Here is a 17,509-nt window from a genome sequence, read left to right on the forward strand (position 1 = left end):
AAATAAAACTGACCGGCATTAGGTGTGAATCCGGTTAAACCCATCTTTGATGATACCCGGTTGCACATGAAATACATTTTCACAGAATGCCCCAAAAATACCCATCGATAAACGAGTCTATTTTACAGGGAGTCATAAGTTGACCTTCAAGCAACATTGGGAAAAAACGGACGCACAAATACAATTGCCGGAAAAAACCATCAAGGCAATGCTGGAGATTGCGTTTCCCCAAAAGACGATTTTGTCCTATCAATTGATTTCAGGTGGTTGTGCCAATCTTAACTACAAAATTGATCTTGAAAATGAAGAGTTTCCTTATATTTTGCGTATTTATCTACGCGATAAAAACGCCGCTTTCCGTGAAAAAAATCTGGCCTCCCTTTTAAAAAATACGGTTCCAGTTCCCCTGATTTATCGGGTTGATGATTATGATAATTATCGTTTTGCGGTCACCCGATATATGTCCGGAATCAGCTTGCGGGATTTGTTGTTGGGTAAGGAGCCTTATGATTTGCAAACCATCATGTTTGATGCCGGTGCAATGCTCGCTAAAATTCAAAACCACCGATTTTTAAAAGCCGGTTTTTTTAATCCTGAGCTGGAGATCGTGAAAACACCATCACAGTTTGACTTAATGGCATTTGCAAAAGAATGTATGCAGCATGAAAACACCATTAATCTACTCAAAACCGATTTGCTTGCACGAGCAGATTCCTGCTTATCCACGTTCAAAGATTGTTTCCCGGATGAAAAAATGTGTTCGTTGGTTCATGGCGATTTTGATCCGGCCAATATTCTGGTGACCAGGGAGAATGGTCAGTGGTTCGTCGCCGGTATTTTAGACTGGGAGTTTTCATTTTCAGGCTCCCCCCTTTGGGATGTTGCCAACATGTTGCGCTATGCGCATGAAATGCCTGCTGAATTTGAAGATTTTTTCCTCAAGGGTTTAAAAACAGGGTATCATTTACCGCCTGACTGGCGCATCAGTATTCATTTATTAAATCTGCTGTCATTATTGGATTGTCTCGTTAGAAGCTCGCTTGAGACTACCCCAAATCGTTGCCAGGATATTCACGCATTAATTGCTCATATTATTACTCAACTGGAAAACGGTTATGACTAGCCAACGGATCATTGAAGTCGTTTCTTATAACCCTGAATGGCCAATTTTGTTTGAAAAGGGCGCGCTTCCTGTTAAAGAAGCTTTGGTGATAATTGCAGAGAAAAAGAATTATGATCCGCAACAACGATAAAAAAAAATCAAGTGTCCTGAATTTATTATTTGATTATATGCGTCAACACAAAAGCAGCGCCTTCTTTTTTGTTGCATTTGGACTATTTTGGGCATTTACATTGCCCTATATGTCCTATTTGTTTGGCGTAATTATCGACAGAATCAAAACACATGGTCTTGAATCCGTTTCTGTATATTCATTAGTTCTTGTCCCATTATGCTTATATGTAACCATCCACGTCTTGCGAAGCGTCGGCTATTATGCCAGCGGCTTATTTTCGCTGCTGAGTATTCCCGCCTATAAATCCAAGATGGTAAAAAATTTGTTCACTCATCTAGGTAAACAATCTATCGATTATTTTGAGGAAAAAAAATCGGGATTTTTATCCAATAAAGTGATGAATGCCTGCATAGGACTAGAGCCGGTCATCGTTAATTTGTTTTTCACGATTTTCCCCCAATCCCTGGCGATTTTGATCACAGGCATTTTATTGTCTACCGTTATCCCGTATTTCGGTATTGTACTTTGGGTTTGGGGAATAGCCATTATCATTTATACCTATCAATCGGCCAAGGTGGGTCAAATGAAAGCGTCTACCTTTGCTGATGCCTGCAGTGTTTTTAATGGCCATATTGTAGACATTATTACGAATATTCAATCTGTTGTTCATAATGCTACGTTTGACCAGGAGACAAAATTACTCCAACACAATATGAATGACTTGATTGACAAAGAACGCCTTCGTAATCGCCATGCCAATAAAGTCATGTTTTTGCAGCATCTGGCAATGAACGCACTCGTTGCATTTTATCTTATCGGTTCCATTATCGGCTACGAAAGCCATCTGGTGAGTATTGGTGACGTGGTATTCGTCATGACGGCGGTAACCGCCATTGCCGGTTTAACCAGCAGTCTTGGCAATTGTTTTTTAGAGTTCATTTATAACATTGGTTTATTACAGGACGGGTTAAACTTATTGAAGCATCACCCCGATGTAGCCGACAGGAAAGACGCCTCCAGCCATAAAATATCCAAAGGGAATATTGAAATCAAAGCCATCACGTTCTCTTACCCTTCCCATTCGCCGGTTTTTAAAAATTTTAGTTTATCCATTCCCGCTAGACAAAAGATTGGGATTGTTGGAAGTTCCGGAGCCGGGAAAACAACATTAATGAAGCTCATTATGAGATTATATGATGTCAATGAAGGATGTATTGAGATAGACGGTATCAATCTTGCCGGCTTTACCAAGGATTCACTACGTAGCCAGATTGCTATTGTTCCACAGCATTTAAACTTATTTCATCGCAGCATTTATGAAAACATTGCTTATGGTTGCGGGCATGTTAGTAAAGAGAAAGTTATTGCTGCCGCACAAAAAGCCAAGTGCCATGATTTTATTACCTCACTGAAGTTCCAATACGACACCGTCATCGGTGAGCAGGGGGTAAAATTATCAGGCGGTCAGCGACAACGCATTGCCATTGCCCGTGCAATTTTAAAAAACGCCCCTGTCTTGTTGTTTGATGAAGCAACCTCCGCATTGGATTCCGCAACGGAACAAGCAATCCAGGAGGCATTGGAAACATTACTGCAAGATAAAACTGCACTCATTATTGCCCATCGCTTATCTACTTTAAAAGCGATGGATAAAATCATCGTGCTTGAGAATGGCCTTGTTGTAGAATCAGGAACCCATAATGAATTGCTGGCAATCAAAGGCGCTTATTATAATTACTGGACGCATCAGTCCAGTGGATTCATTAAATAGGCCATTAACCTGTAAAAACACGCTCCGATAAAGGTCATTTATTTCATGAATAAATTTGCAAATACACTAGGCTTATTGGCGTTAACAGCACCGGGAGCCGCTTCCTGCTATCAATATCTGATGTCCCAGGCACTGGAAATGAGTCAACAATCCCACAATCCGGAAATAATAATGTATCAACCTGATGCCTATGACTTTATGGAAGATGTTAAAACCCAAAATTGGCCATCATTAGTCCAGCATCTGCTTGACGCATTAGGACATTTAAAAAATCTTGGTGCTGATATCATAGGAATTCCTGTTAATACGATTCACCTGGTGATAGATGACGTGATCAAGGCAAGCCCTGTCAGAATTATTAATCTATTGGATGTGGTTGTGGATTTCTTAAAAAAATCGAACTATCGGCAACCATTGATCATTGGAACCTACCCTACAATGACGCAACTGTATCCACCGGTTATGAAATCTCATGGATTTCATCCTGTTCAGCTGGAAGACACCATGATGAAGAATATTGATGCAGAAATTCATGGCCGTTTAGTTCCCATGAAAAATATTCACCATGCTAAAAACTCAATATTGTCAATGGTTAAACCTTATGTAAAAAATAGTGATGTCATTATTAAAGCCTGTACAGAATTACATCTGGTCTTTGACAGTTACTTTGAAAACAAGCCCTGTATTGACACTACTGAGCTATTAGCACAAGCACTGCTAAAAGACTTGTAAGGATAGGCAGCTTTTTAGTTTTTGCAATTTTGAAAATAAAACTCGAACAATAAGAGCAAAAAAATTCATAACAGTGAAAACTATTGAATTTAAAATTCAAAGTGTTCCTGTTTTTATTTAAACGGAATCAGGATTCAAAATTATACCAAGGAGATAAAGTCAATGGATTTGAAACTTACCGGGAAAAAAGCACTTGTTACAGGCTCTACAAAAGGGATAGGACTGGCTATAGCTCAACGGCTTGATAAGGAAGGGGCTCATGTGATAATCAATGGTCGCTCGCAAGAGAGTATTGATAAGGCACTGAGTCAATTAAGTGATAAGGCTATAGGCATTGTTGAGGACATTTCTACTGCACCTGGCGCTGCGTCGTTCATTCAAAAAATATCACAGTCGAGCCATTCAAAACCGGAAATTGTCATCAATAATCTGGGCATCTATGAACCGCAATCTTTTTTGGATATCACTGATCAACAATGGCAACATTTTTTTGAGATAAATGTCATGTCAGGAGTAAGAATGAGCCGCGCTTTTTTGCCTGAAATGATTCAAAATAATTGGGGACGAATTATTTTCATATCAAGCGAGTCCGCTTTTAATATACCTGAAGAAATGATTCATTATGGTATGACGAAACTGGCGCAGATTGGTATTGCCAGAGGCTTGGCGGAGACAGTAAAAGGAACAGGTATTACCGTAAACTCAGTGTTACCTGGTCCTACACTATCGGAAGGCGTGCAGGATTTTATTGATGACTTGGCCAAAGATGATAAATCACCCAAAGCGGTTGAAGACGAATTTTTCCAAAAGGTACGTCCAACGTCATTGTTACAGCGATTTATAGAACCACATGAAATTGCAAACATAGTTGCTTATATAGCAAGTCCGTTATCCAGCGCTACAACCGGCGCATCTATCAGAGCTGATGGCGGAACCTATAAAAGCATTTAGAATCATCTTGTATCAAGTACGGCAACTTGCCTGTACAGATTTCTCATTTTTGAGAGTATGATGTATTGCTTGATTCGAACGGAGTTAAGCGGTGGGTTTACCTGGAAAAACCTATCTTACAAGGCTGAATCAGCTTAAACATAAGCTTATTCTGAATTAATGAGACAATGTAATACATGAATATCTTTGATTGTTATCAGGCTGTAATGTGTAAAAATAGTATTAGTCGATGTCATGAATTGATTAGCGGAGAAATTGTTACATGGAACAATTTGAGAAAGATGGGAATATAATTTTTCATGGAGATGCGATTGAAGTATTGAAAAATGAAATTGCTGATGAATCAATTGACTTAATTTTTGTAGATCCACCTTATAATATTGGGAAAAAATTTTCCAGATTTAAAGATAGTTGGCCTTCAGATATAGCATATGTCAATTGGTCGTATCAATGGATTGATGAATGCATTCGTGTGCTTAAACCCTCAGGCACTATGTATCTCATGACAAGCACTCAGGCGATGCCCTATTTTGATCTTTATGTTCGTGAAAAACTAACCGTTTTAACGCGTATTGTATGGTCATATGATAGCTCAGGCGTTCAAGCCAAAAAATATTATGGATCTATGTATGAACCGATTCTTCATTGTGTAAAAGATCCTGAAAATTACACATTTAATTCTCATGATATTCTTGTCGAAGCTAAAACAGGCGCCAAACGTAAATTGATTGATTACAGGGGCAGTGAGCCGAAACCGTATAATACAAAAAAAATTCCGGGTAATGTCTGGGAGTTTCCAAGGGTGCGATATCGTATGGATGAATACGAAGAGCATCCCTCGCAAAAACCAGAGGCATTGCTGGAAAGAATAGTTAAAGCAAGCAGTCATGCAAATGATATCATTCTTGATCCATTCTCTGGAACGTTCACAACGAGTTCCGTAGCAAAATCTTTGCATCGTAGAACTATTGGGATAGATTCTCAAGAAGAATACATTAAGATCGGGTTACGTCGTGTATTAGGGTACTCCGAGTACAATGGTGAAGCATTAAACAAGCTTCAAAAAAATACAAAGCGTAAAAATAGTAATGGTGTGAAAAACAAAGAAAATACCAGGATTCTCAATGTCCTTTCTGAAACATGATTTCACCGATAAAATAATTGAAATTATAAACAATCATTTTGATGGCCTTGGGGAAGATATTCTTAGAGCCAGTGAGTTAATTCAATATCTAAATATTAAGACAAAAGCGGCAAATCGCGGCTCAAAATCTCGTGCCGGATTTGCCAATCATTATGCTATTTATGTGTTAGTGGAAGATTATCTAAATAAAGGGTATGACCAATTAAATGCGTATTCAGATTATGATGGGGCACAATTCAATGAATTGTTAAAACGACAGCGTGAACTTCCCTTTGGGAGTAAACTTCAAAACCATGCTTTGAATCACCGGCTAAATGAAGAGTTTAAAAAATTTTTTCCTGCCTGCGATCATCTGCCAATCATTCGAGATGCTGAAACCAATCGTTATTGGATAAACGAATACTTAATCAAAATAATAATTAAAAACCAAACGATTAACCTGGCAGTTGTTATTAAGGATATAATTGAATCTTATATAAAAGCCCGTCAGAGCGCCTTTTCTGATTTTATGGCGTATTGTCAGGAAATTATTGATATTCAAGATGAGTCTCCAGAAAAAGCTGTTGAATTTATAAAAGGCTTGTTTCATCCTAATGTTGATGCCAGAATTTTTGAAATAGCCAGTTTTTCAGTTTTAAAACAATATTATGCCGTTCAAAAAATATACTGGGGATGGTCTCCCGAGGAATTAATAGAAGAATCACTGATACTTTATAAAACAGGGCGTACCAATGCCAATGACGGAGGTATTGATTTTATTATGAAGCCTCTGGGGCGTTTTTTTCAAGTTACAGAAACGATAGATGCCGGGAAATATTTTCTAGATATAGATAAAGTTCAGCGATATCCAATAACATTTGTTGTTAAGACGAAAGAAACTGCAGAAGATATTCTTAAAAAAATTGAAAAACAGGCTTCCGAAAAATACCAGATAAAGGCCATCGTAAAAAAATATATGAGTTCGATTGAGGAAATTATTAATATTCCACAATTGATAGCTATTTTTGAACACGTTTTAGCGGCTGGGTTACGTGCAAACGTTATTGAAGAAATTGTCCTGCAAAGTCGTGTCGAATTCAATGTCGAAGCTGAAGAGCAGGATGTTTTTGCTTTTGAAAAGGCTAATTGAATTAGTTTTGACTTAATCTGACATAACCACGAGAACGTTTGCAGGGATAAATCTTAGGCGCGGTTAGTCCTGTATAAGCTCATTTATGCAGGACTAACCATCAGATTATTTATACCGTTCCCCTGGGTGCACGAAAGACAAAAGGTGTTCTGCTGTTTCTTCAGGAAGAATCGATAAAACGGAACCTTCATCTCTGACACCTTTAAAAAACGTCATGCTCTGATTGAGCAGGGATTTGCCGTGGGTACTGAGCGATTGAAGTTCCTCGGTGTGGAATTTTTCATGCCGGCCACCCTGAAACATCGCCTTGGCCCGGCGGAGCAGATATTGGCTGTAGCTCTTGAGCGATTTTCCATGATCCAGGATTTTAGTCAATGGATGGTCGTGGTTGGTGATTAATTGGCTGATAAATTTGAGATTGGTGCCCAGTCTGGATTCCTTGTCTGTTAAGCGGGCAAGAACATCTTTTTTACAATGCGTGCCAAGCAGGGTCAGGGTATGTTCAGTAAAGGAGAGTCCGGCAAGCAGATCGTCCCAGATGACATCCAGTAATTTGAGCGCGGTATCAGCATTGTTTACCGATTCGAGTTCATATATATCGCTCAGGTTGGAGTTGGCTAACGTACTTCCCTGCCTGTTTGCCATTTCATAAAGTCTAATGGCCTCCGGATAATTAACGGGACCACCTTGACCATTTTTATGCATAAAGGCACGGTTTTTCATGGCGCCAGCATGACCCAATTCAATGGCCATCTCATAAAGCCTGATGGCTTCCGGGTAATTAACGGGACCACCCAGACCCTTTTGATGCATCCAGGCACGGTTGTACATGGCGGCAGCATCACCCAATTTAATAGCCATCTCATAAAGCCTGATGGCTTCCGGGTAATTAACGGGACCACCTTGACCATATCGATGCATCAAGGCACGGTTGTACATGGCGGCGGCCACCCCCTCATTAATGGCCATCTCAAAAAGCCTGATGGCTTCCAGGTAATTAACGGGACCACCTTGACCATGTCGATGCATCACGGCACGGTTGTTCATGGCGGTGGCATCTCCCAATACAATGGCCATCTCATAAAGTCGGATGGCCTCCGGGTAATTAACGGGACCACCTCTGCCTTCTTCATGCATAAAGGCACGGCTGTTCATGGCGGCAGGGTTATTAAGTTCGATGGCCTTGTCATAGAGGGCTATCGCCTTGTTAAGCTCAACCGGTCCTCCAAAACCGAGACGATGCATCCCGCCGCGAATGATCATGGCATGAGAGTCGTCTTCCTTGATGCGGTCTTCGCATTGTTCTCTGAGGTCATTGATTAATGCTTGAATTTGTCGGGATTCCCTGGTCTCAGGAGTGCGTTTGGAAAAATTAACTATTGATATCCAGAGTGAGGCGTAGGAGTAATCACCTTCGAGCATTTGTTGTGAAATCAACTTAACCAACTCACTGTTAGAGTGCGATTTGATATCCAGTTTGGTTTTTTCTCGTTTTGTATCGGGCATTGATAAGTCCTTAAATGAATTGTCTGGCTGTTTATTAAAGCTGTATCAGCAACTGGTGCATATTTTATACAATCCGGCTTAAGGTTTTATTAAATTAATATTTTTCATTGAGGCAACAGGGTGATTGAATGGCTTCAGTTCATCTGTTGCCGAAGAACAGAATTTGAACGGACATGGTCACGTCAGGTGGCCAGGGTTGAAGGGTATGCAAACCCTTATATTCAATGAATCTCGATGATGACTATTGGTTTAAGCTTAAGCGTGATTACTCCCGCATAAGCTCATTTAAGCAGGAGTACCCATTCAGATTATTTATACCGTTTGACGTTGTTCCCCTGGGTGCACGAAAGACAAAAGGTGTTCTGCTGTTTCTTCAGGAAGAATCGATAAAACGGAACCTTCATCTCCGGCCCCTTTAAAAAACGTCATTCTCTGATTGAGCAGGGATTTGCCGTGGGTACTGAGCGATTGAAGTTCTTCGGTGTCACTTGTTGTTTTTCCATGATTCAGGATTTGAGTCAACGGAAGGTCGCGGTTGGTGATTAATTGGCTGATAAATTTGAGATTGGTACCCGGTTTGGATTGCATGTCCGTTAAGCGGGCAAGAATCTCTTTTTTACAATGGGCGCCAAGCAGGGTCAGAGTTTTCCCTGTAAAGGACAGCCCGGCAAGCAGGTCGTCCCAGATGGCATCCAGTAATTTGAGCGCGGCATCAGCATTGTTTACCGATTCGAGTCTATATATATTGTTCAGGTTTAATTTGGCTGATGAATTCCCCAACCTGTTTGCCATTTCATAAAGCCTGATGGCCTCCGGGTAATTAACGGGACCACCTTGACCTTTTTCATGCATAAAGGCCCGGTTGTTCATGGCGCCAGAATCGTCCAAAGCAATGGCCATCTCATAAAGCCTGATGGCTTCCGGGTAATTTACGGGACCACCTTGACCATTTTGATGCATAAAAGCACGGCCGAACATGGCGGAAGCATAACCATCATCAATGGCCATCTCATAAAGCCTGATGGCTTCCAGGTAATTAACGGGACCACCTTGACCATGTCGATGCATCACGGCACGGTTGTACATGGCGGAAGCATCACCCAATTCAATGGCCATCTCATAAAGCCTGATGGCTTCCGGGTAATTTACGGGACCACCTTGACCATTTTGATGCATAAAAGCACGGCTGTTCATGGCGGCAGGGTTATTAAGTTCGATGGCCTTGTCATAGAGGGCTATCGCCTTGTTGTAATCAATCCGCTCCCCGGCACCGAGATGGTGCATCCCGCCGCGAATGATCATGGCATGAGAGTCGTCTTCCTTGATGCGGTCTTCGCATTGTTCTCTGAGGTCATTGATTAATGCTTGAATTTGTCGGGATTCCCTGGTCTCAGGAGTGCGTTTGGAAAAATTAACTATTGATATCCAGAGTGAGGCGTAGGAGTAATCACCTTCGAGCATTTGTTGTGAAATCAACTTAACCAACTCACTGTTAGAGTGCGATTTGATATCCAGTTTGGTTTTTTCTCGTTTTGTATCGGGCATTGATAAGTCCTTAAATGAATTGTCTGGCTGTTTATTAAAGCTGTATCAGCAACTGGTGCATATTTTATACAATCCGGCTTAAGGTTTTATTAAATTAATATTTTTCATTGAGGCAACAGGGTGATTGAATGGCTTCAGTTCATCTGTTGCCGAAGAACAAAATTTGAGCGGGAATGATCGTGTCAGGTGGTTAGGGTGTATGCAAACCCTTATATTCGATGAACATAGATGATGACTGAGGATTATCCCGAGACAGGCCGGCGCGTAGTTTATCCGAGAAAATGTCCAGGAGTTAAAGTGCTTGGACACAGTTACTCCTGCATAGACTTTGTTTCTGTAGTTCAGCCCATTAATGGGGGGGCATGCCCTATTGAGGTTTTAACGAGTTAGCAGAATTTGCATCCTGCTGCGGGATGGCTGTATTCGTAATATCTCGCAATTGTTGCTTCATGTGTTGTTGCTGTTTTTTATTGTCAACCGGCGTCATGACTTCCTGCCAAATTTCAGGGGCGACATGAGCCTGTTTGTAGTTTTTGTGTTGCTCATCAGGTTGAAGTGGCAAAGCCGTCCCTCTTAAGCCCTCATCAACCATTGCAGCGAGCAGGGTGGCGTTTTTGACATCGCTATCCAGAGACGTTGGCACAATTTTCTTTTTGCCCTGCAAAATATTAGAATCAACGGTGTTTAATACATTAGCTACGGCAGTTACGCAGTTATTGTCTAACAGTTTATAGTCGCGTGTATTAAAAGTGCTTGCTTCAATTTTCACTGTTCTAAAGAGTTTTTTTGTCGCTAACGCCTGATTTTTTATAGCCTCGTCTGCGGATTTTATATTCTGTTCAACCTGATCTGGAAGTTCAACTAAAATCATACGATGAATTCCCACCTGGTAATAGGTAAGATCAAGTCCTTTGGCGGTGAAAGCGACCGATTGAATGGCACTGTGATATTGTTTTTCACACGCCTGCAATATTTTTGGAAATAAGGCTTCTTGAGAACTAATGGTTTTTTCCGGGCCGCCATAATTCACCAGCAAACTTGGCATGATAGTCTCCTCCTTGAAATTCAGCTATGAATTTAAGGTATAGTTTGTTCCGCGTTTAAAATCCAGACTATTTTTGTCTCTGCTCCCCAAGTGCGACAAAATGAGTCATGCATGTTCACCTGACAGACCTAATTACAACTTGAACAGCAGAAGAAACTTTCCAGATATTTTGCCAAAAAAAGATAAGGAGATTTGCCTTATTGCGAAAAAACGAAGTTAAGGTTGTTAAAAAATAGACAGCATATTTTGACTCATAAACAAGGAAGGATATTTTTAAATAATCTCCCTTAGTTATTAAACACATCTGAGCGCATTAAGAAATTAAGTTGAATCCTTCGTGTATTTCATCATCCAATTCAGCTTTCGGTGCAGGTAAGGATTTCATTGGTTTTTCTGTAAATATATGCGTACACACCAAGCCTAACAGGCACATTCCTGGCGTTAGCGAAGCCCTTTTTGGATATTAAACTCAAACCAACGTTCTGGTGGCTGTATTTCGAAAAAATGTTCAATGTAATATTCTCTGGAGTCTACATCCTCAATATCTAAAGGATTAAGCAGCTTTTCCAATTGTTCTCGGTAATCTTGATACAGACCTGTTTCTTTAGAGTACTTTTTTGCAATCCTCAGGCGATCTTTAGCTGATAGCTCTTCTAAATTATGAACTGGATTTTTAATTTCCATTCTGAATTGCATATCTGCCCATGGATCAGCAACTATAATAAAATTTGGATTATTTTGTTCTTGGGCAATAACAAAGTGATGAGCGCCACCCAATCCAAATACTTTGGCATGAATTCCTTTGCTTTCTAATGCGTCACATAAAAAGCAAGCTAAAGATGTACAGTTTGCATAATTTATTTCTTCAGATTGTTGTCGATATTCAGCCATACTGCTTGATCTTGTTCTTATATCCATTAATTCTCTATCCAGATTTTCATATTCCTCTAGAGACATTATATTCTCTTTGTAGGTAGTAAATTTGGGTGGTAACTCTTGAGTACCAGGAAGCATGCCTTTTTCGAAACAGTCAATCATTTCTACTCCTGTGCGGCTAATACAGAATTTATCAGAAAGCTTCTTTAATTCTTCTCTCGAAATTTCTGCAACATTAATTTCCACTTTTTCAAAAAACAAATTACGAAAATAACGCATGAATTGACCTCTTTTTAACAAAAAAGCAATGTTAAAATTATAGACAAAATATGATTTTTTATAACTACCCGGCTAAGCGAAAAATAACCAGCGAACTAACAAACTTCTCAAATATTGTAGACGACAAGAGCAAAACCATATTGCCATCAAATCAGGCACTGTGATAACGTATCAAGCCTGTCAACCAGGAGAATGAACTCATGACTTATTTTTGGATTAGAGAATCCAGTCCTACTGCAACATATTTTAAGATTAGCGGCAATATTTCATCACCGCCAATCGGTAATTTTATTATTTAACTCAAAAAGAAGCTCTTGGGTTAAATAAAGCATCTAAATTCAAATCTTCATCTTCTGATTCTGATTCTGATTCTGATTCTGAGCTTGAACTTGAATATTCACTTTCGTTAGAAGCATCCAGCTCAACGAGGGCATTCATTAATAATAAAGCCATGCTGAGCATCATTGCATCTTCAATTGGATTCATTAAAGCAGTATATACCGTAAATGCCTCCTCTTTGCTCATTTTCTTGTCTTCGACTGACACTAGCACTTCATCTTCAACAATAGTTAGTGCGTGGGCATGATCATCATGCATTAAAAATTTATGAATATGATTTCCATGATCAATACTTGCTCCATTGGCAAAAAAAGCAGCTCGATTTAACATGCCTGAAGCTTCATTTTTTTCTTGCATACCCCTCCCTTTAATTTCTTAAAAAAAGCATTATTTTTAATTTTAATTTTTTTGTCAAATACAAAAACCATGCCTGGTTAAAATTATGATCCTGTCGAAGATAGGACGTCCAAATGACACTGTCACCCGAATAAAGTAACAAAAAATGATTATTAAAAAAAGAAGACATACAGAGGATAAGACCAGCTTAAGAAGGGATACCCTGTCCTGGCTCAATACGAACAGGCGGTGGAGCACTTGTGTACATTTCCAAATGACTGTACGGCCATAACCAGCCGTAGATTTATATGTCCGCATTTTGTTCAGTGTGTTATAATAATACAAATTTTTATTGATATAGGAAAATCATGCCTGGACATTTAACTCAACCTGAGTACCTAAAATACCGTAAAGGTGAAAAACCGTCTGCTCAGGCTCAACGTGTTTTTTCTGAATTGTTGCACTCATTGAAAAATGAAGAACAAGACATTGATCCCGATAAAAAACTGGCTTTACTCTATTCCGCTAATAATAAGCAGGCAGAAAGATTAAATAATGCTCGAAGCAAAAATGAGCCCATTCCACCCATAAGTGGTTCGGGTCAAGCTCAACTTTTTGCCCATTTAATCCCCTTAATCAACGAGGCGGTGCAAAATGGCACTATAAAACGTGAACAAATCGTTGTGCTTCCGATCGCAACATCCCTTACCGGCGGAAACAATAACAAAGGGAATCAAGTCGGTAAGTGGCATATCGACAGGGATATAAGAGAAGTGATTAACAAGGTTCAAGAAGGCTATGAAGTTCTTGGATGCTCAACAGGCAATAATCAATTTGCAATTGGCGGACTAACTTCCCAGCATTGGTTTAAAGACAGCTTTCCAGAACTGGATAATCAAACACAAGGTGCTTATGTTCAAACTACTTTAGAAAATATTAGCAATGATCCTGAGAACAGTGATCAGTTGCTGGATAACCTTACTCCTAAAGACGACTACCTCAGCCTGCTTAAACATTATCGCTCGCAGGGGTTATCTGGTGAATGGAAAAAACTAAAGGATGAACTGGTTAATCAGGCTAAACAAGCTATTCGTGTCGGCCAGGAGGTTCCAGAATCCATTGCCAGTGCCCTGCAAGAACATTACAACCCTGTTGGCAGCTTCAAACGATCCGTCAGCCAATTTTTTAACAAAGCCGATCAACCTAAACATTGGCAAGAGGTTGAAAAATTTCAACAGGAAAATCACCAGAAATTGGACTTATCCCACTAAACCTTACAAATCAGGCATTATCCTTTAAAAACGATCCTTTTTATATTCTCTAATGAATGTAAGAAGGACGTTTATGAGTTATATTCTCCCCATACCAAACCCACTGCCCTCCCTTCACCGGCGCATACCCTGTCCTTATAATCAACGTTTGTCCAACAGATCAGGGCAAGATCACTCATCACCTCATTCGCCAGGGCACAGCTTGCTAGTTGTAACTGGACGACACACTAATTTTGGTTATTATGCCCTGCAATTTAAGATCAAGAAGAAAATCCTTGTACTTGCGGACAAGATTCATTTTTTCTTTATTTTGCGGGGTTTTGCATGTCTTAAAGAAATCAGTGATTAATTTTTGCTTGCCATGTTTCACAATGGTTTCTTTACCTTGGCTGAAAAAATGAACCGCTGCCCAAGGAAATGTTTAGGCTTTAAAACGCCCAATGAACTGTTTATACAGCAGCATAAAAATGATTGTCGCACTTGGAGCTAGAATGCGCCGTTTTTAGACAGCGATAAAAACGAGATTTCCCTGCAAGTTAAAAACGCGCTCAAAATCATATTATTAACCGGGGTGCGAACCGGTGAACTTCGCGTAGCCACCTGGCAGGAATTTGATTTTGACAATTCACTGTGGACTATTCCATCCAACCATACCAAAACTGGATTAGTTATGCGTGTTCATTTGACAGACCTGGTCAAATCATTACTGCTTGAACTAAAAAGCTGTAGCATGGGTGACAGCGTGATCAGCGGTGCAGATGGCTTACGATAAAGCCATGCCAAGAGCCGTAATCCGCATTCAGGAACGAGTCGGGATTCCGCAATGGACAGCCCATGATCTGCGGCGGACTTTTGCAACTCAGTTAGGAGAAACTCTGAATGTTGATCCGGTCGTGATTGAAAAATGTCTGGGGCATAAAATGCCTAAAATCATGGCTACTTATAATAAGAATGAGATGTTACCGCAGAGGAAGGAGGCTTTGGAAAAATGGAGCGATCTAATAAACAACCTTGTTCGTTTGTAAACTGAGTTTACAAAAACTATAATTTATCCTTATAAAAGTGATTTTTTCTGTCATATGCCAGAATCAAAGGCAAAAAAGCTCACTTTCTTTGAGACTCATTCCTGTCGCTAACATATGGTCGTCGCAATTACTCAGAATTAGGGGTGCAGCGTTATAAGAAAATGTTTGGCGACTCGCTGAATGCCAGAGATATCAAGCGACAAAAACAGGAGGTTAAATTAGCTTGTGGGGCGCTTAATAAAATGACATCCTTGGGAATGCCTCAAAGCTACAGATCTGCCTAAATATGGTGAAACAAAACTGCGCAGATCGTTAAGCAACAAAGCCATTTAGAGCATGACACCCTGCCTGGAAACAAGTTTATAATTGGCAGTCTAACTACGTCTAGAATATGACTTGCTGCAACTTTTAAAAAAATTTTTGACAGAGTCATAATTCAATACAGTTGCGAAGATAATATTGGTTAGGCTGTCGCGAGATAATCCGTTCCAAACTGAGCAAGATAATCTTTATAATTACCGAGGTAATTTTGAGCACCGTACCGCTCGGTTAAGACTAGAATCCGGGTTGAGATACTGTCGATGAAATGGCGATTATGACTTACGAATAACACGGCTCCTGGAAAAGTTTGGATGGACTCTACTAAGGCATCAATAGACTCAAGATCAAGGTGGTTGGTTGGCTCATCAAGAATCAGAACATTGTGTTTTTCCAAAATTAATTTGGCCAAAACTAATCTTGCCGATTCACCACCACTTAACAACCCAATCTTCTTATCAACATCTGAGCCGCGAAATAGAACCTGGCCTAGCACTTTCCTGATCTCCTGAGAAGTGGCGACAACTTGCTCTTCCATCCACTCTAATACAGTTTCAGTCGGATCCAACTGCAGTCGATAATCTTGTGAAAAATACCCAACTTTAACCGTCTCGCTCCATTCAAAACAACCTCGATCCGGTTGAAGCTCACTCAATAAAATTTTTAATAAGGTTGATTTACCGATGCCATTAGGCCCAATAATTGCACATTTGTCGCCGCGATTAATATTAAACGCAACCTCTTTTAATAAAATCTTTTCATTAAATTGTTTATGAATATTATCAACTTTGATAACTGATTTACCGGACGGATTTTTTGGTTGAAAATTAAAATACGGTTTAAAAACATTGGAATCTTTTATCTCAACCATTTCTATGCGATCAATCATTTTTTGACGAGAAGCTGCTTGAGCGGCTTTGCTTGCCTTTGCCCCAAATCGATCCACGAAGTTTTGCATTTCCTCAATTTTCTTTTGCTTATTTTTTAATTCACTCTGTTTCAGAATAAGTCTTTCTTTTTTAGCGGCAACAAATTGATCGTAATCACCAGGATAATTTTGAATAGTATCGTAATCAATATCTAGAATATTGGTCGACACGTTGTTGAGGAAACCACGATCATGTGAAATGAAAATGAGCAACCCAGTGAAAGATGTTTTTAAGAATTGCTCAAGCCAGGCTATTGATAAAATGTCCAGATGGTTCGTTGGTTCGTCGAGCAGCATGATTTCTGGTTTTTGAAACAAAACTTGCGCCAGCAAAACGCGCAGCTTATATCCGCCAGATAAGGCGCTTAGTGGGCCATTATGGAATTTTTCAGCGATACCTAAACCAAGCAATAAATTTTTGGCCGTAGATTCTGCCTCATAGCCTCCTTGTTGCATGATAAGTTCTTCAAGCTCGCTCACTCGATAGCCATCTTCTTCGGTAAAGTCATCACTGGCATAGATTTTATCCTTTTCAGTGAGTGCATCCCATAAGCTTGCATTTCCTTGAATCACCACATCCAGAAGCGAATCGTCTTCGTATCGAAAATGATCTTGCTTTAATATCCCAACATTAAGGCTTTTCGCCTTTTCAACACTGCCACTGGTCGAGGATTCTTCTCCTGCTAAAATTTTTAAAAACGTGGATTTTCCTGCTCCATTTGCCCCAACTATGCCGTAGCGCTTGGTAGGTAATAAGATCAAATCAACATTTTGAAATAGGGATTTTTTTCCAAAATCCATACCAATACTTCTTACTTCCAACATGTGAAAAACCTCAATTCAAGCATTTAACTTTTGTCCAAAATTTCAACTTGCTTAGCATATTCGCCCCGTTCGCCCTTATCTAAACTAAAACGAACACGCTGCCCTTCGATTAATTCTTTGTAACCGTCGGCCCGAACTTCAGAAAAATGAACAAAAACCTCTTTATCTTCTGAATCGGGTGTAATAAAACCATAACCCTTAATTTTATTAAAACGCTTTACTATACCTGTTTGCATTATTTGCTCACTTTGCTC

General features: G+C 39.8%; 15 protein-coding genes and 3 pseudogenes. 11 read left to right on the top strand and 7 right to left on the bottom strand.

Features of this window, described 5'->3' with window-relative positions:
• Positions 1-139 precede the first annotated feature (139 nt).
• The 7 genes from CKW05_RS13265 (at position 140) to CKW05_RS13290 (ending at position 6,962) form a co-directional block, all read left to right on the top strand.
• On the top strand, positions 140-1,123 hold the full coding sequence (locus CKW05_RS13265; RefSeq protein ID WP_058483036.1) for a phosphotransferase family protein: 984 nt from the start codon (positions 140-142) through the stop codon (positions 1,121-1,123).
• Positions 1,116-1,253: a hypothetical protein gene (locus CKW05_RS15370; protein ID WP_156413335.1), complete on the top strand. Its 138-nt coding sequence runs from the start codon at positions 1,116-1,118 to the stop codon at positions 1,251-1,253. Before CKW05_RS13265 ends, CKW05_RS15370 begins: the two co-directional genes overlap by 8 nt.
• Entirely contained in the window at positions 1,234-3,006 is a 1,773-nt protein-coding gene (locus CKW05_RS13270; protein WP_058483035.1) for an ABC transporter ATP-binding protein, read from the top strand. The genes CKW05_RS15370 and CKW05_RS13270 overlap by 20 nt, the downstream gene beginning before the upstream one ends.
• Positions 3,007-3,051: 45 nt before the next feature.
• The gene (locus tag CKW05_RS13275) at positions 3,052-3,738 is read left to right on the top strand and encodes an aspartate/glutamate racemase family protein (protein ID WP_058483034.1); all 687 of its coding nucleotides are present in this window, start codon (positions 3,052-3,054) and stop codon (positions 3,736-3,738) included.
• Positions 3,739-3,900: 162 nt separating this feature from the next.
• On the top strand, positions 3,901-4,689 hold the full coding sequence (locus CKW05_RS13280) for an SDR family NAD(P)-dependent oxidoreductase (protein WP_058483033.1): 789 nt from the start codon (positions 3,901-3,903) through the stop codon (positions 4,687-4,689).
• Between the two features lie 262 nt (positions 4,690-4,951).
• Positions 4,952-5,833: an adenine-specific DNA-methyltransferase gene (gene yhdJ, locus CKW05_RS13285; RefSeq protein ID WP_058483032.1), complete on the top strand. Its 882-nt coding sequence runs from the start codon at positions 4,952-4,954 to the stop codon at positions 5,831-5,833.
• Entirely contained in the window at positions 5,814-6,962 is a 1,149-nt protein-coding gene (locus tag CKW05_RS13290) for a hypothetical protein (protein ID WP_058483031.1), read from the top strand. The genes yhdJ and CKW05_RS13290 overlap by 20 nt, the downstream gene beginning before the upstream one ends.
• Positions 6,963-7,067: 105 nt before the next feature.
• Here the strand turns inward: CKW05_RS13290 and CKW05_RS13295 are convergent, their stop codons facing one another.
• The 5 genes from CKW05_RS13295 to CKW05_RS13315 all read right to left on the bottom strand — a co-directional run bounded on the left by CKW05_RS13295 (position 7,068) and on the right by CKW05_RS13315 (position 12,909).
• Entirely contained in the window at positions 7,068-8,468 is a 1,401-nt protein-coding gene (locus CKW05_RS13295; RefSeq protein WP_095140661.1) for a tetratricopeptide repeat protein, read from the bottom strand.
• Between the two features lie 312 nt (positions 8,469-8,780).
• On the bottom strand, positions 8,781-10,013 hold the full coding sequence (locus CKW05_RS13300) for a tetratricopeptide repeat protein (protein ID WP_095140663.1): 1,233 nt from the start codon (positions 10,011-10,013) through the stop codon (positions 8,781-8,783).
• Between the two features lie 367 nt (positions 10,014-10,380).
• Positions 10,381-11,058 carry a hypothetical protein gene (locus tag CKW05_RS13305; RefSeq protein WP_058483029.1) on the bottom strand — a complete coding sequence of 226 codons (678 nt, stop codon included), beginning with the start codon at positions 11,056-11,058 and terminating at the stop codon, positions 10,381-10,383.
• Between the two features lie 441 nt (positions 11,059-11,499).
• Positions 11,500-12,213 (bottom strand): hypothetical protein, encoded by a 714-nt coding sequence (locus CKW05_RS13310; RefSeq protein ID WP_058483028.1) that lies wholly within the window; start codon positions 12,211-12,213, stop codon positions 11,500-11,502.
• A 300-nt stretch (positions 12,214-12,513) separates the two neighbouring features.
• Positions 12,514-12,909 carry a hypothetical protein gene (locus tag CKW05_RS13315; protein ID WP_058483027.1) on the bottom strand — a complete coding sequence of 132 codons (396 nt, stop codon included), beginning with the start codon at positions 12,907-12,909 and terminating at the stop codon, positions 12,514-12,516.
• 347 nt (positions 12,910-13,256) lie between these two features.
• On the opposite strand from CKW05_RS13315, the gene CKW05_RS13320 reads away from it, so the two are divergent.
• From CKW05_RS13320 to CKW05_RS13335, 4 genes and pseudogenes are all read left to right on the top strand, one after another.
• On the top strand, positions 13,257-14,159 hold the full coding sequence (locus tag CKW05_RS13320; RefSeq protein ID WP_058483026.1) for a hypothetical protein: 903 nt from the start codon (positions 13,257-13,259) through the stop codon (positions 14,157-14,159).
• 385 nt (positions 14,160-14,544) lie between these two features.
• Positions 14,545-14,649 (top strand): annotated as a pseudogene (locus CKW05_RS15645) (IS30 family transposase); the annotation flags it as partial.
• A 9-nt stretch (positions 14,650-14,658) separates the two neighbouring features.
• Positions 14,659-15,184: pseudogene (locus CKW05_RS13330) on the top strand (tyrosine-type recombinase/integrase); the annotation flags it as partial.
• Positions 15,185-15,297: 113 nt separating this feature from the next.
• Positions 15,298-15,468 (top strand): annotated as a pseudogene (locus CKW05_RS13335) (IS5-like element ISLlo3 family transposase); the annotation flags it as partial.
• A 179-nt stretch (positions 15,469-15,647) separates the two neighbouring features.
• On the opposite strand, the gene CKW05_RS13340 reads toward CKW05_RS13335, so the two are convergent.
• Complete coding sequence (locus CKW05_RS13340) at positions 15,648-17,255, bottom strand: ABC-F family ATP-binding cassette domain-containing protein (protein WP_058483025.1); 1,608 nt, start codon at positions 17,253-17,255, stop codon at positions 15,648-15,650.
• Between the two features lie 23 nt (positions 17,256-17,278).
• Positions 17,279-17,491, bottom strand: coding sequence for a cold-shock protein (locus tag CKW05_RS13345; RefSeq protein WP_058483291.1), 213 nt, complete (start codon positions 17,489-17,491; stop codon positions 17,279-17,281).
• Positions 17,492-17,509 lie beyond the last annotated feature (18 nt).

Source organism: Legionella spiritensis (assembly GCF_900186965.1).
GTDB lineage: Bacteria > Pseudomonadota > Gammaproteobacteria > Legionellales > Legionellaceae > Legionella_C > Legionella_C spiritensis.